The organism is Pseudoalteromonas sp. M8, assembly GCF_018141365.1.
In the GTDB taxonomy this organism is placed as follows: domain Bacteria; phylum Pseudomonadota; class Gammaproteobacteria; order Enterobacterales; family Alteromonadaceae; genus Pseudoalteromonas.
Genome location: NZ_CP047240.1, coordinates 4,025,653 through 4,047,500 on the forward strand (window position 1 = coordinate 4,025,653; position 21,848 = coordinate 4,047,500).

Here is a 21,848-nt window from a genome sequence, read left to right on the forward strand (position 1 = left end):
CTGCAAGTAGTAAGAGGCTCAGATGTTGCGCTTTATGGCATTTAAGAAATTGATACAACATATTATTTTTGGTTTGGCCCTATTTTCAGCAAATAGTTGGAGTGCGGTTATCTTACAGTATCATCACGTGAGTGAGAAACTCCCAGCGGTCACCAGCGTGAGTGAAGAAACCTTTAAATCTCATCTTAACCACATTAAAGAACATGGTTTTTCGGTGATACCTTTACCACATTTGTTAGATAGCCTGAAGTCGGGTAAGTCTCTACCAGAAAAAACGTTGGCTATCACCTTTGATGATGGCTATGAAAACAATATCACTGCGGCGGCCCCGATCCTGGAATCTTTTGGCTTTCCCTATACGATTTTCGTCAACCCTCAACTTATTGACGAAAAGAAAAGCTATGTCATGACGTGGGATGAACTGAGGGCATTAGCAAAACGCGGGGCTATTATCGCAAATCATAGTGCTAAGCACGATTACCTCCATCTCAAACTAAAAAATGAAACAGTGGCACAGTGGCGTGCGCGTGTTGAGCACGATATCACATGGTCACAACAGCGAATTAAAGAAGAAATTGGCCACGATTACCCCTACCTCGCATACCCGTACGGCGAATTTAATCATGAATTACAAAAGCTAGTAGCAGAGCTTGGACTTATTGGTATTGGGCAACACTCTGGTGCGGTTGGTATTTCTTCAGATTTTACACGTATCGCTCGCTTTCCCGCATCGGGAAACTACAGCAACTTAGAAACATTAAAAACTAAGCTCGAGACCAAAGCGTTCTCTCTACAAAAATTAGAGTACCTTGATAGCGTCACGAACAATAAATCCCCAGCAATCACGTTGCATTTTAACAATAAGGATTTTCATCAGAGTCAATTTGCATGCTACGTTTCAGGTGTTGGGCAAGCTGAGCTGACGTGGCTATCAGAAACCAGCGTACGTATCCAAACCCCGAAAGCACTATCCATAGGACGGTCACGATATAACTGTACTGCGCCTTCAATCAAAGACACAGGACGATATTATTGGTTTTCACAACCTTGGGTTATTGAAAAATAACAGCTTTGGGTAGGAACAAATTAGCTCTTACCCTTACTTTTTAACCGCGCTCAACATGGTTTCGGTCACTTTACTCAAAGGTACCAGACTTTGCACTGCACCAAGCTCGTACGCTGCTCTAGGCATTCCCCATACTACACAGCTTAGTTCATCTTGTGCAAACGTCTTGGCACCAGCGACTTTCAAAGCTAGCATTGCTTTTGCTCCATCACTACCCATTCCCGTGAGCATAGCAGCACAAACATGCTTCCCCATTGGCACAAGGGAGTTAAATAACACTTCAACTGAGGGTTTATGACGATTAACAGGCTCAGTATCATCTAATCGGCAGACATATCCGGTTGCAGTGTGTGCCACCTTGAGATGTTTGTCTCCCGGTGCTATGAACACATGACCTGGTAATAAAACATCACCATCTTCCGCTTCTTTGACTGATACCGCACAGGTGCGATCCATTCTTTGCGCGAATGAGGTACTGAAAACTGGTGGGATATGTTGGGTGATAACAACAGGAGGCGCGTGTGTTGGTAATCGCATAAGCACTTCTCTGATCGCTTCAGTTCCTCCAGTTGAGGCGCCTATGGCTAAAATAGTATTACGCGAAAATGTATAATTACGGCCAATTTCTAATTCGCTTTCCTGTTTTGGTGCTTTAAAAGCCCTCACTCTTGCACCAGCCGCTACTCTAATCTTCTTAACCAGTAAATCGGAATAAGACATTAAGGTATCAGCAACATTGCTGGTGGGCTTAGAAATAAAATCAACTGCACCTAACTCTAGTGCTTCTATCGTGGCGGGTGAGCCCTCTTGGGTCAACGTAGAGATCATCACAACAGGCATAGGCCTTAAACGCATTAAGTTTTTAAGAAAATTAATGCCATTCATTTTTGGCATTTCTATATCCAAAGTTAATACGTCAGGCGAAGTAGATTTAATGAGCTCTCTAGCTTCATAAGGGTCTTCCGCGGTGCCAACGACTTTAATACCATCCGCCTGACCTAGTATTTCTTTTAACAACCCACGAATTAACGGCGAGTCGTCAACAATCAGAACTTTGATCATATTTCACACCTAAAATAGCTCAATATCAGTTTTATTGTCTTGAGCCTCAATGTCATGTAAGTAACGCACTTCACGTTGTTCAATTGTGTTATTGTGCATGGTTCGTAACTTTTTCACTTGCGCTTTGCCACTTTGAGGATGAAAGATAACTTTTCTTGGCCAGGGGCCACCTACATCCTGTGAAATTAAATTCAAACTTTCCTCTTCCACATAGGCTTGAGCAAACCTGATGTTCCCTTCCCCAATATCAGTCATTGCGCTAATAATTTTTCCACCGCCAAAAAGTTTGATTTTTAAATTGCTTCTAGACGCCCCATTTTTGAGTACTTCATTTATCAGATACTCCATCGCCCAGTTACCATAACGACAATTTAGGTCATCCGCATGCACTTCTCGTAGCGCTTTCGCTCCGGGTAACATAAAGTGATTCATACCACCTATCCCCAATTTCTCGTCATATACGCAAGCTGCAATACAAGACCCTAATACCGTCGAAATCAATTCGTCCTGCTTAGATACATAAAATTCCCCAGGTAATACTTTTGCAACGACTTTAGAACGTCCTGAATCCCAAAAGCGTTTTACATGTTCGAATCCTCTGAGAACAGGTCTAAACTCTCTCATTCAACTGGCCTTTTTGATAAATGGTTTTACCTAGGTTTTTAAATTCCAGATGCTCTTTTCCCATCGTCTCGGAGTGCCCGATAAGTAAGTAACCATTGGGAACTAACATGTCATGATATTGCTCAAACAATTTATCTTTGGTTTCTTTATCAAAATAAATCAAAACATTACGACAGAAAATAACATCAAAGGGTCCTTTCATTGGCCATGGCTCTAGAAGATTAAGTCGTTTAAAATGGATGAAAGATTGCAATTTAGGCTTCACTTTATACATTGCTCCATCTGCACTTCTAAGAAACCATTTTTTGAGCTTATCTTCATCTAAACCCGTGACGTTATTTGCCGTATATTCTCCGAGACTCGCTTTGCCCAAGACGTTGGAATCTAGATCTGTTGCTAGCACTTTGACGTCCCAACCACTTGGAAAAGCATTCGCAATGGTCATCGCGATACTATAAGGCTCTTCACCTGTAGAGCATCCAGCAGACCAGATTCGGACTCTTCTGTCGTGTTTGTGCCTGGCAATAATTTCAGGAACTATTCTTTTCGTTAAGAACTCGAAGTGATGATTTTCTCGAAAGAAAGAAGTTAAGTTAGTTGTTATTGCATTAATAAAATGGCTAAACTCAACATCTTGATTTTCTTCCAAAAAAGACAAATACGCCTCAAATGATTTTAGCCCGTTGGCTCTTATGCGCCTCGCCAACCTTGAGTAAACCATTTCCCTTTTATGCGGCCCGAGTACTATGCCGCATGTGTCATAGACCCGAGCCGAAATTTCGGAGAAATCCTTATCGGTCAACAGAAACTCTCGCATCGTCGTATTCCTTCAGCCAACCCCACTAAGGAATTGGTCTATTACCAAACCCTAAAACTCTTCCCACTCTTCCGAGTCATCAGCAAACTGATTACTTCTCGTGTTTTGCTGCGGGGGCTTATTGGAATTCATTGTCCGTTTTGGTAATTGTTTTTCTGGCGCTTTATAGTTCTTCGGTGACTCAGATATTTCTAAGCTACGGTGTGAAGATTCATCAAGAGTGAAGAAGTTTAATAATCTTCTCATATCATTTGCTTGCTCAGCCATCGACTCCCCTGCGGCTGACGCTTCTTCAACTAAGGCAGCATTTTGCTGCGTCATTTCATCCATTTGTGACACTGCTTTATTAACCTGCTCAATACCTGAACTCTGCTCAATCGACGCTTCAGCAATGTCAGAAATCATGTTTGTCACCCGCTTAACGGACTCAACTATTTCTTTTAGTGTTTCACCTGACTCATTAACCAGTAACGTACCATCTTCAACCTTACTTACACTGTCTCTGATCAGGTCCTTAATTTCTTTAGCTGCTGCGGCAGAACGCTGAGCTAGATTACGAACTTCACCAGCAACCACAGCAAATCCTCGACCTTGCTCTCCAGCCCGAGCTGCTTCAACGGCTGCATTTAATGCCAATAGGTTTGTCTGGAAAGCAATTTCATCAATAACACCTATAATGTCAGCAATTTTCTTGCTTGAATCATTAATTTCAGACATGCTTTCAACTGCGCGTGTGACTACTTCACCGCCTTTGGTCGCCTTGTCACAAGTATCTTCAGCCAACTCATTAGCTACTTTCGCGTTATCTGCATTTTGTCTAACTGTGCTCGTCATTTCTTCCATGCTAGAAGCAGTTTCTTCTAGCGAGGAAGCTTGCTCCTCGGTCCGCTGACTCAAATCTGCGTTTCCTTGAGATATTTCATCTGCACCACTGGCAACTAGATTTGCAGATGTACGTATGCGACCAAGCATTTCGGTTAACTTCTCAGCAGTGGTGTTTGCGTCTTTTTTGAGCTTTTCATAAGCCCCGCGATAATCGCCTTCAATACGCCTAGTCAAATTACCAGTCGCCAATGCGTCTAACATATCCCCCATGTCTGTAACAGTCTCATCGACAGTAGACACTAAACTATTTAACCCTTTGGTTAGTCTTAAATAGAAGCCATCTTTCCCATCTTCTGATAAACGAACACTAAGGTTACCAGCGTTAGCCGACTGAACGAGGCCATTCACCTCTTTCTCAATCGTAACTTCTTTGGTTCTATCTTCCCATTCGACAACGGTGCCCACGCGTTCATTATTGCCATCAAATATCGGATTGGCGACTAGACCAAAGGTTCTTCCGCCGACAACGATTTCCGTTTTATACTCAGTTTCGAGCCGAGAAAGCATACTGCGTTGATGACTTGGGTTGCGGTGGAATACATCAATATTCGCCCCCATAAGATGGTTACTGTCAAAATTAGGCAGGTCACGCCTTAGATCGCTCTCAGCATTTCTCATCATATCTTTCACTGCGCGATTCAAGTAAACGATCTCAAACTGCTCATTTGCTATCATCGTATTCGTTGAAACGTTGTCTAATGCTCTTCGGACGCGTAAGTTTTCAGCTGCGGCAGTTTTCTCTTCTTCTTCACGAACTAAACGCTCTGTTTTGTCGTCCCACTCTACAACGGTACCAATCCGCTTTTTCTCTTCATCAAACACCGGGGTCGCAATTAAACCAAAGGTGAAGCCAGCAACTTTGATATCTGTACTGTATACATCACTCAGTTTCTCAAGCAGATTTCTTTGATGGCTAGGGTTCGCATGAAACACATCAATACATTGCCCTACAAGCGTATCCACATCAAAGTTCGGTAATGATTTTCTAAGCTGCGTTTGATTGTCTCTCAACATTCGCACAACCGAATCATTAACATAAATAATATTCAATCCTTCGTCCGCTAGCATCACGTTTGCCTGACAAACGTCCAGCGCGCTCGATATACGAGCATTGTGACTCGCCAAGTCCGCCTGCTTTTTCTCTAGCGCTAATTCTCTTGTAAGGTCTTTCCACTCAACTAAAGTCGCGATCCTTTGCCCTTCATCATCGAAAACAGGCGTGGCAATAAGATCAAAGGTCAAACCTGCCACTTTGATTTGTGTGACATATGGACGGGTCAAATTAGCTAGGATGCCTCTCTGATGGCTGGGGTTTTTATGAAATGTATCAATGTTTGCACCAATCAAATTATCAACATTAAAGCCAGGCAATTCTTGCTGTAACTTAGCCTGATTTTTACGCAGCATGCTGGTTACGGAATCGTTCAAATACACAATATTGAGAGAAGCATCTGCAAGCATAACATTGGCCTGACAGACCTTTAAAGCTAGCAACAAACTATGGCTATGATCTTGACTATCTACTGCGTCACCATTTAATAAATTAGCAACCGCTTTGTATAAAGATGATTGACGTGACGCATTACTTGCATTGAGTAAACTAGCATCTTTACTCTCTATCGCGGGAACAATTTCCTCAACATCTTGTAACTTAGAAAGCAGAATGTTTGCGCTTTGCTTAAGTAGTAAAATTGCCAGCACCACACTGACAGCTGCTATAACCATCGCCACATAGGCTTGTGTAGACATATTAATATTCAACATTTGAACACTAATTGCCAAGCCCACAAATATTATGGCACCCGCAATCAGAACCCTATTGTTGAGTTGACTTGCTAATGCTTGATCGCTCATGTTATCCCCCGACAACCAATTGCTCATTCTGCTTGACTTCAAGATCTAATATCTTCTTCAAATTTAAAAGTACGACCATTTTTTCACCAACATTTACAAGTCCCTGTACAAATTGACTATTTTCCGAGTCTTGAAAATCTGGAACATCCTTCGCTGTTTCTTCGTTGATGCTGTATACGTCAGAAACAGCATCAACAACTAACCCCATAATTTTTGTTGCCTCTTTTATTACAACGGAGACAACGATAACCACAGTTAGAGCTCCATATTCGATTTGCGGTAAGCCGAATCGAATCCTTAAATCTATGATTGGTACTATCGTGCCACGTAAATTAATCGCACCGTTCACATACTTAGGAGCATTTGGAATTGCAGTGACTTCTTCCCACCCTCTGATTTCCTGTACGGCCAGAATATCCATGCCATACTCTTCGCCCGCCATCATAAAGGTGAGAAATTGTGTATCGTCATCTCTGTCTGCAAGCATGACTTGTTCATTAATCGAGGCTTTTTCAGTGATCATGACACCACCTCATCTAACTCTTGTTCTACTAATAATTCTTGAGTTCCTGGACGCTTTAAGCCACTTAGCTTGATAAGACCACTAATATCAACAATTAAAGAGACTCTGCCATCACCTAAAATTGTCGCCCCTGAGATCCCATTTACTTTCTGATAATTCGCTTCGAGACTTTTAATAACGACCTGTTGTTGCGCCAGTAAATCATCTACCAACAACCCCACTTTGTGATTATCACTCTCAACAACCACTAACAGTGTTTTATCCAACTCTTCTATTGCACCACCATGATTAAATAATTGATATAGCCTTAGTATTGGTATGTATTCATCTCGTAACCGTAGCACCTCTAAGCCATTACCTACTTTGCTCACTTTTTTAATATCTATTTGTAAAGACTCAACAATAGAAATAAGTGGAATGATGTAGGTATGCTTTGCAACTTTAACCAGTTGACCATCAAGAATGGCCAGCGTTAATGGCAATCTAATTGTAAACGTTGAGCCAACCCCTTTTGCTGAAGTTACTTCAACGCTGCCGTTTAATGCTTGAATATTTCTTCGAACAACGTCCATACCCACGCCGCGACCAGAGATATCACTCACTTCATCGGCTGTTGAAAACCCAGGCCTAAAAATAAGTTCATTAACCTCTTCAATAGTCAGCTCATCAGTTGCTTGAATTAGGCCATTGGCAATTGCTTTACTTTTTATTTTTTCGGTATTCAAGCCTCTGCCATCATCCATGATTTCAATCACAATATTTCCACCTTGGTGGAAAGCATTCAGTGTCACCGTACCCACAGGATCTTTTCCGGCTTTTATTCTGTCTTCCGGTGTTTCTAAGCCGTGATCCAAAGAGTTTCTTACTAAATGAACCATAGGATCGGAAATTTTTTCCATCACGGTTTTATCTAATTCTGTTTGCTCTCCTAGCAGTTTTAGCTCAACCTGTTTGTTCAACTTCTGTGATGTGTCTCTTACTAAACGAGGAAATCGGCTGAAGACAAAACTAATAGGTAACATCCTGATCCGCATTACATTTTCTTGTAAATCTCGCGTATTATGGGCTAATTGAGCGAGGCCTTCTTGCATCGCAGCAAGCGTATTTTCGGTCGGTTCTTGCTCGCCTAATTGAGTCAACATAGCTTGGGTAATAACCAACTCCCCTACCATATTGATAAGCGAATCAACTTTATCAATCCCAACACGGATCGAAGTCGATTCTGCTGATTTCTTGCTAGCCTCAGGCTTAGCCTTTGTCGCTGTCGCTGAGGATGTTTTTGGTACATCAATATTTTGAGTGTCGTTGCTCGACGCTTCTTTCTTCTCACTCTCTGGTTCTGGCGTTGTGGAGACACTCACATCATCTTCAAATAAACCACCACATAAGGTAATAGAAATTTCAGCATCATCCTCAACCCACTCAAATACTTCTTTAATCGCCGACTCTGGATGACTGGTTGTTAAGTATAACCGCCAACTGAGGTAGCAATCCTCTGGATTGAAGTCATCAATTTCAGGTATTGCATCACAAAACGCATGAGTTTCTAAATCCCCCAATTCTGATAGCTCACTTAACATATAGAGCGGTTCGTTACCGGTTTTAAACAAGTGGGGGAGCGGTTTAAAGTCTATTTGATAGGTTTGAGATTCTTGCCCTTGAGGTATGCTATCGGCAGTATCTGAGCTAACACTCTCTTTACCACCTAAAATCTCTTCAAATTTAACTTTCAACTCATTCGCATTGGAAAGATCTGGCTCTTCTTCGGCTTGTAATGCGGTTAGTAAGGCTCTTAAACAATCAACGGATTGGAGCAGCAAATTGACATGTTCAGCGGTCAACTGTCGACGCCCATCCCTGATTTGATCGAGTAAGGTTTCCAACACATGCGTGAAGTTAGCGACAGAAGTAAAACCAAATGTTCCACTGCCACCTTTGATGCTGTGTGCTGCGCGAAATATAGTATTGATCGTTTCTGAGTCTTCATGGCCTGGCTGTAAATTCAGCAGCTCAGCTTCCATTATGTCTAGGCCTTCAAAGCTTTCTTCAAAAAAGACATCAAAAAATTGGCTTAAATCAATACTCATATCGACGCCTCTCTGTATCTATCTTATGACTTTTTTCAATACCGCTAGTAGTTGTTCAGGGTTGAATGGCTTCACTATCCAACCAGTTGCTCCCGCCGCTTTACCTTCTGTTTTTTTATCTAACCCCGACTCGGTGGTCAGCATTAGTAAAGGGGTGAACTTATAGTTGGGTAGGCTACGCAGCTCTTTAATAAGTGTGATCCCATCCATTACAGGCATGTTTACATCAGAGATCACGGCATCGAACCCTTGTTGCTTGGCAATAGATAGCGCTTCACTGCCATCTTTGGCTTCCGTAACATCAAAACCTGCTTTTTTCAAAGTAAAGCCAACCATTTGGCGCATTGACGCCGAATCATCCACAGCTAAAATCTTTTTCATATTCACCTCTTAATTTTCAATACTATGGAATAAATAATGGGTTAATCCCAACTCATTGACAGCCTGCGCTAAAGCGTCACTTTCACCATGCCATACAATTTTATGTTCTAACGAGAGCAAGTGTTTCTGTACGGCACAGAGCAGTTGTATAGATGCTGTATCGGCTCTTTGCACTTCACTAATATCAATCGTGATGTCTGATGTTTCCATAGAGTCTTGGAAAATCTGATGGTACAGGCTTTCCACATGGTTAATCGCCATTTCAGGTGGAAGTTTCAACATGAGCTGAAGACTATCCTTGTAAAAATGAGTAATAAAATTAGCTTAGACCGTGATGGTAAAAATGCCACAAAGATTGATTAAAAATCCGCAAATAATTAAAGCGTTAGAGGTAAGATAGTGCAGCGACACTAGGGTCGACCAGTGTCGCTATAAGACTAATTGATGATCTTCTCAAGGTCAGCAAGAAGTAGTTTGTCATCGATTGTAGGGACAGCTCCCACTGTATGTGTAGGTTTGAAAATAGCCTCAAGCTGACCTTTTGGGTTAATTAATGCTACAGACGCACTATGATCAACATAATACTCTTCTGTCTGTTCCTGATTTATTGCGTATATTAAACCGAGATCTCTCACAAACGGAAATAAAGCAGAATGCTCGGCAGATACCGCTTTAAAATCAGGATCAAAGTGCTTGATGTAGGCCAAACGCTTTTCTTCAGTATCTCGGTTGGGATCGACCGATACAAACCATACTTGTAAGTCACCTTTATTTTTTACAGATTGATATACGTGAGTTAATTTCAACAGCGTCATAGGACACACGTCGGGACAACTAGTGTAACCCAAAAATAGCAAATTCCATTTATCGGTAAAGTCTTGGTTTGAGACTATCGCACCGTGTTGATCCCTTAATTCAAACGCTTTAACGTCCTTAGGCTTTGGGTACCAAACCACTTTTTCCGACACATCTGGTGCAGGCCCACAACCAAACAAAGTTAACATAGAGATAATTAACAGAAATTTTTTCATATAAATGCTTTATCCACAAAAAGTGCAATGAACACTATCAAAAGATGCCAGATAGAGAAATAAAATACCCTCATAGCATACTCTAAACTATTTGTTCTCATAAGCTTTGTCGCTTTGTAAATAAAAGCGACATTTGCCATACCAGAGACCAACAAGTAGATCCAACCAGACATTCCCACTAGATAAGGGAGCAAACAGACTAAAGTCAAAATGATGGTATAAAATAGCACACAGAGTTTTGTAAATTCGTTTCCATGCGTTACTGGTAACATGGGGACTTCGGCTTTTTCGTAGTCTCGTTTACGAGCAATAGCTAATGCCCAAAAGTGGGGAGGTGTCCAAGCAAAAATGATCATTACTAACAACCAAGGCTCTGCACCAAGCTGACCAGTCTCACTGACCCAACCTAACAGGGGTGGCATCGCTCCTGCTAACCCCCCAATTACTATGTTTTGAGGTGTTGCGCGTTTTAACAATAACGTATAAATCACGGCATAACCGAATAGCGCGGCTAAGGTAAGTAGCGCACATAACTGATTGGCGAAAATAGTTAATAGAGCATACCCAGAAATTGCGAGGCCTATCGCAAAGATTAAAGCTGATGATACAGAAACAGAGTCTGTCGCTAACGGTCGGTTTCGTGTTCGCGCCATCTTTTTATCTATTTCTCTATCCACGATATGATTTACAGCTGCTGCACTACTCGAAAGTAAACCAATGCCAAACAAACTCATTAATTGTGCCAATAATGTTTTATCACTTTGTGGTGCTAACATCATCCCGACCCAAGCGGTAATAACCAACATACATACTACTTTGAACTTACACATGCCAAAGTAGGCTTTGAATAAAGTAGTTGCTTTTTGAAGCTCTGAAAAACTAGTTAATTGAAGCATGTTTTACTCCTACTTTTTGCGCCAAGCTGATAAAGAAACACAATTTCACCATTGCTAATAACACCATAGCTGCCATGAAGTTATGGAATAAGGTCAACAACAGAGGAAATTGGAAGTGTACGATTGCCCCCCCACCAAAACTTGTATAGAAACTAAAGCTAAAACGACAAGCGCTGAATGTCGGAGTAAGTGGTTTTGACCAGCTCTAAGGAGTGGCCAACATGCAGCAAGTAGCGTTAAAACGGTAACAACTGCCCAAACCCGATGGATAAAGTGAATAGATACTCTAGATTCAAACGGTAACACTCCAAACTCGTAGGTCGCTGAAGCTTCAGGAAGCGTAAATAAGCTCTGCCAAGAGAAAAGCTGAAGGTTGTCACATAGCGGCAACCCTGTACAATGTGGAGCAGCATAATTGGCGGCAAGCCACCCACCAAGCGCAATTTGTATAATCAACACACCAAGAGCCACATAACATAAGCGATAGGTAGGCTTAGTTACACTAGCAGTAATAGTGGTGTATTTCAGCCTTAGAACCAGTAACACCAGCAATGCAAGAATACAAAACCCACCTAGTAAATGACCCATCACAATGACTGGCTGTAAATTCATCGTCACGGTCCACATCCCGAGTGCCCCTTGAAATAACACAAGCAATAGCAGTAGATAGTAGTGACGGTTAGGGCTTTCTGTATTTTGCTTTTTGAACAGCCTTATGCATGCAAGTGCCAAAATAAGTAACCCGAGGAAGCTGGCAAAATAGCGATGGATCATTTCAATCCAAGCTTTTTCTGCTTCCACTTCTAAATGTGGAAAATTGTCTTTAGCCGCAGATAGTTCATGAGTCTCATTTGGTACTGTTAAAAAGCCGTAACACCCAGGCCAATCTGGACACCCAAGTCCCGCATCACTTAAACGTGTGAAGGCGCCAAGTGTCACTACAGTTATTGCGACGAAACAGGCAAATATTGCGATTTTTATTTTTACCTTGGACATATTTACCTCCTAACTTGAACGAGAGTAATTCAATAATTTCTTCAAATCACTCAGTAGCCCTTTTTGCACATTTCGCATTTCTTCTAAGCTTGCTACTGGTGCATACTTGAGTACAAATAACCCTGTTTTATCAACCAAATAGAGATGATTGTCGTCTAACTGGTTGAGGTATATCGGCAAAGAAGTAGCGTACTCAATACCTTTTTCATTTCGCTCTTGTAATACCACAAGCGATACTTTCTGCTGGTTTTTCCCCAGCGCTAAATACAAATTAGGTAAGCTATCTAGTAGTAAAGAACATTGCTTATTACACTGTTTTGGTCGCTGGTAAACGATACTCCACTCAGTATCTAAAACCAGCTCTGATTGGCGAACCTCCTGACTTAAAAATTCACCGTGATTAGTCGTGCTATGTGGTATCCAGCCAACCTTCAGGGCAACAAATGCCAACAGTAAGGGGAATACGAACAGCCCTATAAACCATGCCGCACTTTTAGACATTTTTATTCTCCTTTTTTGAAAGTTTCCAGCCAATTACTACCGCAGCCAAGGCAATAAGCAACCACTGTAAAGCATAAGCTTCATGTTTTTGCGGTGACATTACAACCGGTTGATAATGGGGCTCAGTCCCGGCAAATCTGTTTTTAGTCATATAGGCAATTAGAGGTAAAAGAGGTTTACCTGACTCCGCAGATAAGTAATCAACATCAATATATTGGATCACAGATTGTTTTGTTGCCTCCTCTGCCGCAGACTTAGCTAAGGTGAACCGCTTACTAGCACTAGATTTGATATAGACAGGTAGAGAAACGGTACCACTTGGAAGAGAGAAAACGGTAGGCACGCGACTAGCTTGCTGTGGCACAAAACCCAAATTCACAGCTAGATACTCATCAGTTCCGGAAATTTTTATAATGCCAATTACATCAAAACCGACTCGGCCTTTTACGACTTGATTATCTAAATACCAAACCGCATCGCCTACAAAATTCCCTGAAATCGACACTTCAGCATTAACATATTGCATTAGCGGCTGGGATGTTACTTGCTGCTCATTAGCTACGCCTAGCGATTTTTCAATCTCAACTTTATGCTGCAACACATGTTTTTGCTGTGCTCTTTGCCACTGCCAATAAGAGAGCGAGCCACATAAAAGAACAACTATTAATGCTGCCAATATGGGGGGTTTTGATCTACCTTTAAAAAGTGCACCTAAATCCATCGGACACCCCTTATGATTAAAATTATTATTGTTGTACTGCTACTACTCGTTTTTCTAAATCTATTTAGAGCTATGCTAGTCATGCTCAAGTCAGAGCAACAAGAGTCGATGGCGAGGCTATTGCAACAAAGAGTTTATGCATCAATAGCTGTCGTACTTCTAATCTATCTTGCTGCTCAATTTGGCTTTATAAAACTACACTCTTCACCCGTTGTTACAACACATAAACAAATACAAACAGGCACAACCAAACAACATCAACAAAATGCCAATACCAAGCCCCAGCTTGAAAAGCAAAGTGGTTCTTAGCGGTAAAGTGGCCCTTCAACACCCTGATCCATATAACGAAAAGAATAATCGCGCCAAGTGTGACATGAAAGCCATGAAACCCTGTCAGTAAAAAGAATGTATTACCGTAAACCCCCGACTGGAGAGTTAACCCCAGATCTTGGTAAGCGTGAATATACTCTTCCACTTGCAAGGTTAAGAATGCGACGCCAAGTAGTACTGTTAATCCCAAGAACGCCTTTACTTTCGCCCGTTGCTCTTTTTCTAAAGCTACATGAGCAAAGCTAAGGGTTACTGATGATGCTAATAGAATAATCGTATTGATCAGTGGAAGTCCCTGCCAACCCATAGCTTGAGTGACAGTTCCATCTGGAGTTGTGAGCAATGGCCATACAGCTTCAAATTGAGGCCATAAAACCTCATTGGTACTGGCATTATTACTTGCACCGCCTAACCACGGCACAGCTATCATTCGTGCATAGAAAAGTGCACCAAAAAAAGCAGCAAAAAACATAACCTCGGAAAAGATAAACCATCCCATTCCTTGCTTGAACGAACGATCCATTTGGGCAGAATATAACCCATTTTGAGATTCTTGGATCACATTCCTGAACCAACCAAAAATCATATAGATCAGCACAGCAATACCCACGAGCAGTAGCATTACTCCACTATTACTGGTTGATTTAAGTTGAATAATCGTTAAGCCAGCGCCAACAGCGATAAAGAAAAGTGCAAAAGCCCCAACGATTGGCCATGGACTTTGCTCAGGCACGTAATATTTTTCTTGTTCATGGTTCATATTTGAACTCCTCTCGAGCAACTAGCATATTCAGTCCATCACTGTCTTGTTTGCTAACTCGCTCTGTAATATCAAACAACGTATATGAAAGCGTGAGTTCCTCAACATCACTTGGTAGCTCCGTATCTACATAAAACCTCAAGACAAACTCAACTTCTTCTTTGCCTTTCATTGATTGCTGATCAAAACAAAAGCAGGCCATTTTGTGTAAATACTTTGCAGCTTTCCCCGGGGACACTGAAGGGATCGCTTGCAACACACGCTCACTATCACTCAAGTTTTTTGCAATAAATTTGACATCGGTTAGCTTACCGGGTTGAACACTAACCGAATGCTCGACTGCATCGACCTTAAATGGCGCCTGGCTTTGACTATGCGTTGTGAAGCTCACATCTACTTGTCGACTTTGTGCAATTGACTCGCTCTGCTTTGCGATTTCCATGGATGGCTTACCATTTAGGCCTGTGACATCACAAAAAACGTCATATAGAGGAACCAGTGCAAAGGCAAAAGCAAACATACCTAGCGTCAACAAAATAAGCTTCTTAAGCAGGCGGCCATGTTGCATTACTTAATCTCCGGTGGCGTTGAAAAGGTATGATAAGGAGCCGGAGATGGTACTTGCCATTCTAATCCCTCTGCCCCATCCCATACTTTCCCAGAGGCCTGCTCTCCACCTTTTATACATTTATAAACCACTGCAACAAACAACAGTTGAGAAAGACCGAATGCAAACCCTCCGATACTAATGATCGCGTTGAAATCAGCGAACTGTAGAGCATAGTCAGGGATCCGCCTTGGCATGCCAGCAAGACCAACAAAGTGCATTGGGAAGAACAATACGTTCACACTAACCAAGGAGAGCCAAAAGTGAAATTTAGCCAATTTGATATCAAACATGTGCCCCGTCCACTTTGGTAACCAATAATATGCGGCGGCCATTATTGAGAACACAGCTCCCGTAACTAACACGTAATGGAAATGCGCGACAACGAAGTAGGTATCGTGATATTGGAAGTCGGCGGGAGTAATCGCTAACATCAAACCGGAAAATCCACCAATTGTGAAAAGTACGATGAATGCAATAGCAAAAAGCATCGGCACCTCAAAACTAATAGCACCTCGCCACATTGTAGCTACCCAGTTAAAAACCTTAACGCCAGTAGGCACTGAAATGAGCATAGTTGCATACATAAAAAACAACTCACCAGCTAAAGGCATACCCGTTGTAAACATATGATGAGCCCAAACGACGAACGACAGCAGTGCAATTGAAGCGGTTGCATAAACCATTGATGCATAGCCAAACAGTTTCTTTCTTGAAAATGTCGGTACTATCGTAGAGATTATGCCGAAGGCAGGTAATATCATGATGTACACTTCAGGATGACCAAAAAACCAGAATATATGCTGGAACATAACAGGATCACCACCACCTGCTGCATCAAAAAAGCTCGTTCCAAAGAACTTGTCGGTCAGCACCATAGTTACGGCGCCTGCAAGTACCGGCATAACAGCTATCAGAAGAAATGCAGTTATCAACCAGGTCCAGACAAATAAAGGCAACTTCATCCATGTCATACCTGGAGCTCTAAGATTGACGATGGTCACGATAACGTTGATAGCACCCATAATAGAGCTAATGCCCATTATATGAACAGCAAAAACAAAAAATGCAGTATTGTCATTGCTGTACGTTGTAGATAGTGGCGCATAAAAAGTCCAACCGAAAGCAGGCCCGCCGCCTTCCAAAAATAATGACATCAGTAAAATTGCAAATGCAAAGGGTAGTATCCAAAAACTCCAGTTATTCATTCTCGGTAACGCCATATCAGGAGCACCAATCATCATTGGGATCATCCAGTTGGCAAGACCTGTAAATGCGGGCATTACTGCGCCAAATACCATTATTAGTCCATGCACTGTCGTCATTTGATTAAAAAAATGCGGATCTACAAGCTGTAACCCAGGTTGGAAAAGCTCGGCTCGGATCACCATCGCCATAGCACCGCCAATTAAAAACATGGTTAGTGAGAACAATAAATACAGTGTTCCAATGTCTTTATGATTGGTGGTAAACAGCCAGCGCTTTAAGCCTTTGGGAGCTGTATGGTGTGAATGTTCGTCTACGATGGCACTCATTACTTACCCTCCTCTAGTGCATCTATCTCACGCTGTATTTGGCTTGGCTGAATAACATCGCCAGTGTCATTACCCCAGCTATTTCTTTTATAGGTGATCACCCCCGCGATCTGCTTAATTGTTAATTGCTTTGCGAAAGATTGCATCGCAGTTCCTGGGCGACCTAAAAGTAGAATATCTATATGAGCTTTAATATCTCCAGTGACGACTTTACTTCCTTTCATTGCAGGGAAGACTCCTGGTAGCCCAAGCCCAGTTGGTTGATGGCAAGCTGCGCAATAAGCCATGTAAGTTTGTTCCCCAACCTCCATTAACTCTTCTTTCGAAAGAGTTTGTTGCGCAACTGCCTGTGACTCCGCCTCTGCTTTTGCTTTTTCAGCTTTAGCATCGTTAAGCCAACTATCAAATTTATCAGGACTTACGGCCTCGACGACGATTGGCATAAAGCCATGATCTTTGCCACATAATTCAGCACATTGGCCTCTATAAATTCCCTCATCGTTTACCTTTGCCCATGCCTCATTTATAAATCCCGGATTGGCATCCTTCTTCACCGCAAAATCAGGCACCCACCAAGAATGGATGACATCATCCGAGGTCATCAAAAAGCGGACTTTCCTATCTGTAGGAATAACTAAATGCTTATCAACTTCAAGCAGGTAATTTTCATTTTTTTCTTTAAGATCACTAATTTCATCTTTCGAAGTAGAGAGCAAAGAATAGAACTCAACATCATGCCCCATATACTCATAGTGCCATTTCCACTGAGAGCCTGTGACCTTAATGGTCAGATCAGCCTTACTCGTGTCTTCCATAGCAATAAGCGTTTTTGTGGCTGGTATTGCCATACCAATGAGTATCAGGAAGGGAATTGCAGTCCAAAGTATTTCCACTTTGGTGCTTTCATGAAATTGCGCCGCAACAACGCCTTTTGACTTTCTGTGTTTTATAAGCGCCCAAAACATAATCCCAAATACAATCACTCCAATGACACAACATATTAGAAATATGGTCATGTGAAGCTCATACACTTGATGACTAATGTCTGTAACACCTTGCCTCATATTGTAAGCGCTGTTAGCAAGTGAGGGCATGGCGATTAGCACCGCGATGAATGCTACAACTAATCGACAAATTTTCATTTGACGTCTCCTTCAAGACAACTCGTGGTTGTCTCTTGTTATTATTGGATGACTGTCATATTGTCTATTTGTACATAGACTTACTGCACGACTATTAACCAATTAGTCAAAAAACAAACAAATTGCAAGATTTTCGAGAAGACCGACTTTAGAATCAAAACTGGGGACTATAGGGAGTAAAACGAAGAATGATGAAAAATAGTGTATAAAGATCAGAAAACTAAAAATATTACTAAATGATTAAAGTCACTATAATTATCTAACTTTCACACAGTTAGAAAAGTTAATTATTACTTTCTAAACAAAATATAGTTAAAGCAAGCGCAACTTTATATTTAACGCTACGCTCGCTCTCATAAACTACATCCAGTCTGCACTTCGGATAACACCGACAGCTAACCCTTCAATGGAGAAATTTTGATGTTCTAGATCTACTTCAATCGCTTTAAATTCTTCATTCTCAGCATGTAAAAAAACTTTCTTTCCTTTCTTTTCAAGGCGTTTAACAGTCACATCTTCTTCTACACGAGCAACTATCACTTGCCCATTTTCTGCCACTTGAGTTCTGTGAACAGCCAATAGGTCACCATCTATAATACCAATATCCTTCATGCTCATACCATTAACTCTCAAAAGGTAATCAGCATTAGGTTTAAAAAAACTAGCATCTACATTACAGTGGCTTTCTACATGTTGCTCTGCCAAAATAGGCTCACCAGCAGCAACACGACCAATAATAGGCAAACCAAGTTGTTCTGATTCATCCTCTACAAGTCGAATCCCTCGGCTTGCGCCTGGGACCATTTCGATAACTCCCTTTTTCGCAAGCGCTTTCAGGTGCTCTTCCGCTGCATTTGCACTCTTAAAACCCAAAGCATCAGCTATTTCAGCACGAGTTGGAGGCATGCCTGTATCTTTTATGAATACTTTTATTAATTCAAAGATTTGTTCTTGTCGTTTTGTTAGAGGACGCATTAACTGGTATTCCATACAGTGGTTTATTTACTGTAAGTATATACAGCTCAAAAAAAATCGCAAATGTTTCTTTCTTCGCCATATTTTAAGTGTATTTATTGATAGCATTAATTAGATCAGCATTAAACAAGAAGCTTCAGAGCATAACCTACGACTCTACGAAATAAGGATTATTAAGTTTTAGGGCTGATAAATCACCTCCTACCATTTTGCACTGTGCTGATACTGTGGTGGGAGCGCATTTACTTAGGTTTAGAAAACCTCGCGAGGCTTTTTATATCTCAAATTTCTATACCTCAAATAGCAAAAAACCCGTCGCATTGCTACAACGGGTTTTGATGTACATGGGTGTTCCACATTATTTTTGAGCCGAAACTTTCATTGTAAGCCATCGGCGGGTGAACCACCTCCCACCATGTTGCGCTGTGCTGATGCTGTGGGGGAGTGGGAGCGAGTTTACCTCGCGAGGTTTTTAAATCACACATAGCAAAAAACCCGTCGCATCTCTGCAACGGGTTTTGATGTACATGGATGTTCGAATGTCGATGAAGTTCATGGATGAACGCTTTTCATCAACCTCTTATTTGGCCCTGGCTCGCTACGAAGTAGGATGTTCTCATTTTTTAAATAGAGAGTCACATGGGTGATCCACACTATCATTGACCGGGGCCTACCCTTCGGCTGTTTTGTTTCACTTCTGAGTTTGGGTGACGAGAAACCGAAGCACCGCTTCGCAGTTCGAGGAAGTGAGCGCAAGGACGCGCGAAGGGGAGATGCTACATGGAAGTACTTTACCCCAAACAGCAAAAAACCCGTCGCATTGCTGCAACGGGTTTCTCTTATTTGGCCCTGGCGATGTTCTACTTTCACATGGGTAATCCACACTATCATCGACGCTGTTTTGTTTCACTTCTGAGTTCGGCATGGGGTCAGGTGGGTCCAAAACGCTATAGTCACCAGGAAATTCTGTTCATCAATGAAGTCTCCTTCATCAATGTAAATCTGGAAAAAGCTATTAAATTCTTTTGTCTACTTTAGTCTATTAACTTCTGTCGCTTATAAACCACTTTGGCGTTGTATGGTTAAGCCTCTCGGGTAATTAGTACGAGTTAGCTTAATGCCTCACAGCACTTCCACATCTCGCCTATCAACGTTGTAGTCTTCAACGGCCCTTCAGTTGACTCTAAGTCAAAGTGAGAACTCATCTCGAGGCCTGCTTCCCGCTTAGATGCTTTCAGCGGTTATCAGTTCCGAACGTAGCTACCGGGCAATGCAATTGGCATCACAACCCGAACACCAGCGGTTCGTCCACTCCGGTCCTCTCGTACTAGGAGCAGCCCCTCTCAATTCTCAAACGCCCACGGCAGATAGGGACCGAACTGTCTCACGACGTTCTAAACCCAGCTCGCGTACCACTTTAAATGGCGAACAGCCATACCCTTGGGACCGACTTCAGCCCCAGGATGTGATGAGCCGACATCGAGGTGCCAAACACCGCCGTCGATATGAACTCTTGGGCGGTATCAGCCTGTTATCCCCGGAGTACCTTTTATCCGTTGAGCGATGGCCCTTCCATTCAGAACCACCGGATCACTATGACCTACTTTCGTACCTGCTCGACGTGTCTGTCTCGCAGTTAAGCTTGCTTCTACCATTACACTAACCGTACGATGTCCGACCGTACTTAGCAAACCTTCGTGCTCCTCCGTTACTCTTTGGGAGGAGACCGCCCCAGTCAAACTACCCACCAGGCACTGTCCTCAACCCCGATTCAGGGGCCTAAGTTAGAACATCAACACTACAAGGGTGGTATTTCAAGGTCGGCTCCACAGAAACTAGCGTCTCTGCTTCAAAGCCTCCCACCTATCCTACACATGTAGGGTCAATGTTCAGTGCCAAGCTGTAGTAAAGGTTCACGGGGTCTTTCCGTCTAGCCGCGGGTACACAGCATCTTCACTGCGATTTCAATTTCACTGAGTCTCGGGTGGAGACAGCGTGGCCATGGTTACACCATTCGTGCAGGTCGGAACTTACCCGACAAGGAATTTCGCTACCTTAGGACCGTTATAGTTACGGCCGCCGTTTACCGGGGCTTCGATCAAGAGCTTCGCCTAAGCTAACCCCATCAATTAACCTTCCGGCACCGGGCAGGTGTCACACCGTATACGTCATCTTACGATTTTGCACAGTGCTGTGTTTTTAATAAACAGTCCCAGCCACCTGGTCACTGCGGCTCTCGTTTGCTTACAGAGCAAGTCCTTCACAAACAAGAGCGTACCTTCTCCCGAAGTTACGGTACAATTTTGCCTAGTTCCTTCACCCGAGTTCTCTCAAGCGCCTTAGTATTCTCTACCTGACCACCTGTGTCGGTTTAGGGTACGATTCAGTATGAACTGAAGCTTAGAGGCTTTTCCTGGAAGTAGGGCATCAACAACTTCACCACCTTAGTGGCTCGTCTCGACTCTCAGCCTTGGCAACCCGGATTTTCCTAAGTCACCAGCCTACAGCCTTTCACATGGACAACCAACGCCATGCTTGCCTAGCCTGCTCCGTCCCCCATCGCATTCATACCGAGTACGGGAATATTAACCCGTTTCCCATCGACTACGCTCTTCAGCCTCGCCTTAGGGGTCGACTCACCCTACCCTGATTAACATGGGATAGGAACCCTTGGTCTTCCGGCGGAGGAGTTTTTCACTCCTCTTGTCGTTACTCATGTCAGCATTCGCACTTCTGATATGTCCAGCATGCCTCCCGGCACACCTTCAGCCACTTACAGAACGCTCCCCTACCCCGCATACTTACGTACGCAGCCGTAGCTTCGGTGGTATGTTTAGCCCCGTTACATCTTCCGCGCAGGCCGACTCGACTAGTGAGCTATTACGCTTTCTTTAAAGGGTGGCTGCTTCTAAGCCAACCTCCTAGCTGTTTTAGCCTTCCCACATCGTTTCCCACTTAACATACACTTTGGGACCTTAGCTGACGGTCTGGGTTGTTTCCCTCTCCACGACGGACGTTAGCACCCGCCGTGTGTCTCCCGGATATTACTTTACGG

General features: G+C 42.6%; 18 protein-coding genes, 2 rRNA genes and 1 pseudogene (1 of these 21 running past the window's edge). 1 reads left to right on the forward strand and 20 read right to left on the reverse strand.

Translation table 11 applies throughout. The annotated features are described in order from the left end of the window. The first annotated feature begins 22 nt into the window (after nucleotides 1-22). Nucleotides 23-1,066 carry a polysaccharide deacetylase family protein gene (locus tag GSF13_RS22950; protein WP_211867189.1) on the forward strand — a complete coding sequence of 348 codons (1,044 nt, stop codon included), beginning with the start codon at nucleotides 23-25 and terminating at the stop codon, nucleotides 1,064-1,066. 33 nt (nucleotides 1,067-1,099) lie between these two features. On the opposite strand, the gene GSF13_RS22955 is transcribed toward GSF13_RS22950, so the two are convergent. The 20 genes and pseudogenes from GSF13_RS22955 to GSF13_RS23055 all read right to left on the reverse strand — a co-directional run. Beyond that, nucleotides 1,100-2,128, reverse strand: a complete 1,029-nt coding sequence (locus GSF13_RS22955) for a chemotaxis response regulator protein-glutamate methylesterase (protein WP_010604354.1) — start codon at nucleotides 2,126-2,128, stop codon at nucleotides 1,100-1,102. Between the two features lie 9 nt (nucleotides 2,129-2,137). Then, nucleotides 2,138-2,752 carry a chemoreceptor glutamine deamidase CheD gene (gene cheD, locus GSF13_RS22960; RefSeq protein ID WP_010604353.1) on the reverse strand — a complete coding sequence of 205 codons (615 nt, stop codon included), beginning with the start codon at nucleotides 2,750-2,752 and terminating at the stop codon, nucleotides 2,138-2,140. Next, the gene (locus GSF13_RS22965; protein WP_095728126.1) at nucleotides 2,739-3,569 is read right to left on the reverse strand and encodes a protein-glutamate O-methyltransferase CheR; all 831 of its coding nucleotides are present in this window, start codon (nucleotides 3,567-3,569) and stop codon (nucleotides 2,739-2,741) included. Before GSF13_RS22965 ends, cheD begins: the two co-directional genes overlap by 14 nt. 51 nt (nucleotides 3,570-3,620) lie before the next feature. Continuing rightward, on the reverse strand, nucleotides 3,621-6,308 hold the full coding sequence (locus tag GSF13_RS22970; RefSeq protein WP_174171048.1) for a methyl-accepting chemotaxis protein: 2,688 nt from the start codon (nucleotides 6,306-6,308) through the stop codon (nucleotides 3,621-3,623). A 1-nt stretch (nucleotide 6,309) separates the two neighbouring features. Then, on the reverse strand, nucleotides 6,310-6,831 hold the full coding sequence (locus GSF13_RS22975) for a chemotaxis protein CheW (RefSeq protein WP_010604350.1): 522 nt from the start codon (nucleotides 6,829-6,831) through the stop codon (nucleotides 6,310-6,312). Beyond that, nucleotides 6,828-8,918 carry a chemotaxis protein CheA gene (locus GSF13_RS22980; RefSeq protein ID WP_010604349.1) on the reverse strand — a complete coding sequence of 697 codons (2,091 nt, stop codon included), beginning with the start codon at nucleotides 8,916-8,918 and terminating at the stop codon, nucleotides 6,828-6,830. Before GSF13_RS22980 ends, GSF13_RS22975 begins: the two co-directional genes overlap by 4 nt. An 18-nt stretch (nucleotides 8,919-8,936) precedes the next feature. Further along, nucleotides 8,937-9,299, reverse strand: a complete 363-nt coding sequence (locus GSF13_RS22985; protein WP_010378447.1) for a response regulator — start codon at nucleotides 9,297-9,299, stop codon at nucleotides 8,937-8,939. Between the two features lie 9 nt (nucleotides 9,300-9,308). Next, nucleotides 9,309-9,581, reverse strand: a complete 273-nt coding sequence (locus tag GSF13_RS22990) for an STAS domain-containing protein (RefSeq protein ID WP_010604348.1) — start codon at nucleotides 9,579-9,581, stop codon at nucleotides 9,309-9,311. A 155-nt stretch (nucleotides 9,582-9,736) separates the two neighbouring features. Next, entirely contained in the window at nucleotides 9,737-10,330 is a 594-nt protein-coding gene (locus tag GSF13_RS22995) for an SCO family protein (protein WP_010604347.1), read from the reverse strand. Beyond that, on the reverse strand, nucleotides 10,327-11,226 hold the full coding sequence (gene cyoE, locus GSF13_RS23000; protein ID WP_029215745.1) for a heme o synthase: 900 nt from the start codon (nucleotides 11,224-11,226) through the stop codon (nucleotides 10,327-10,329). The genes GSF13_RS22995 and cyoE overlap by 4 nt, the downstream gene beginning before the upstream one ends. Beyond that, nucleotides 11,210-12,222, reverse strand: a pseudogene (locus tag GSF13_RS23005) (COX15/CtaA family protein). The gene cyoE and the pseudogene GSF13_RS23005 overlap by 17 nt, the downstream one beginning before the upstream one ends. 9 nt (nucleotides 12,223-12,231) lie before the next feature. Beyond that, complete coding sequence (locus GSF13_RS23010) at nucleotides 12,232-12,723, reverse strand: hypothetical protein (protein ID WP_010604344.1); 492 nt, start codon at nucleotides 12,721-12,723, stop codon at nucleotides 12,232-12,234. Further along, nucleotides 12,716-13,444, reverse strand: coding sequence for an SURF1 family protein (locus GSF13_RS23015; RefSeq protein ID WP_211867191.1), 729 nt, complete (start codon nucleotides 13,442-13,444; stop codon nucleotides 12,716-12,718). The genes GSF13_RS23010 and GSF13_RS23015 overlap by 8 nt, the downstream gene beginning before the upstream one ends. Nucleotides 13,445-13,658: 214 nt before the next feature. Then, complete coding sequence (locus GSF13_RS23025; RefSeq protein ID WP_102057670.1) at nucleotides 13,659-14,534, reverse strand: cytochrome c oxidase subunit 3; 876 nt, start codon at nucleotides 14,532-14,534, stop codon at nucleotides 13,659-13,661. Then, nucleotides 14,524-15,102: a cytochrome c oxidase assembly protein gene (locus tag GSF13_RS23030; RefSeq protein WP_102057671.1), complete on the reverse strand. Its 579-nt coding sequence runs from the start codon at nucleotides 15,100-15,102 to the stop codon at nucleotides 14,524-14,526. The genes GSF13_RS23025 and GSF13_RS23030 overlap by 11 nt, the downstream gene beginning before the upstream one ends. Next, a complete protein-coding gene (gene ctaD, locus GSF13_RS23035) occupies nucleotides 15,102-16,676 on the reverse strand; it encodes a cytochrome c oxidase subunit I (protein ID WP_102057672.1) in 1,575 nt (524 codons plus the stop codon). Before ctaD ends, GSF13_RS23030 begins: the two co-directional genes overlap by 1 nt. Next, nucleotides 16,676-17,818 carry a cytochrome c oxidase subunit II gene (coxB, locus tag GSF13_RS23040; protein WP_010604340.1) on the reverse strand — a complete coding sequence of 381 codons (1,143 nt, stop codon included), beginning with the start codon at nucleotides 17,816-17,818 and terminating at the stop codon, nucleotides 16,676-16,678. Before coxB ends, ctaD begins: the two co-directional genes overlap by 1 nt. Nucleotides 17,819-18,178: 360 nt before the next feature. Then, nucleotides 18,179-18,793, reverse strand: a complete 615-nt coding sequence (gene lexA, locus GSF13_RS23045; protein ID WP_102057673.1) for a transcriptional repressor LexA — start codon at nucleotides 18,791-18,793, stop codon at nucleotides 18,179-18,181. Nucleotides 18,794-19,640: 847 nt separating this feature from the next. After that, nucleotides 19,641-19,754 (reverse strand): 5S ribosomal RNA (gene rrf / locus GSF13_RS23050). 117 nt (nucleotides 19,755-19,871) lie between these two features. Beyond that, nucleotides 19,872-21,848, reverse strand: a 23S ribosomal RNA gene (locus GSF13_RS23055); it runs 906 nt beyond the window's last position.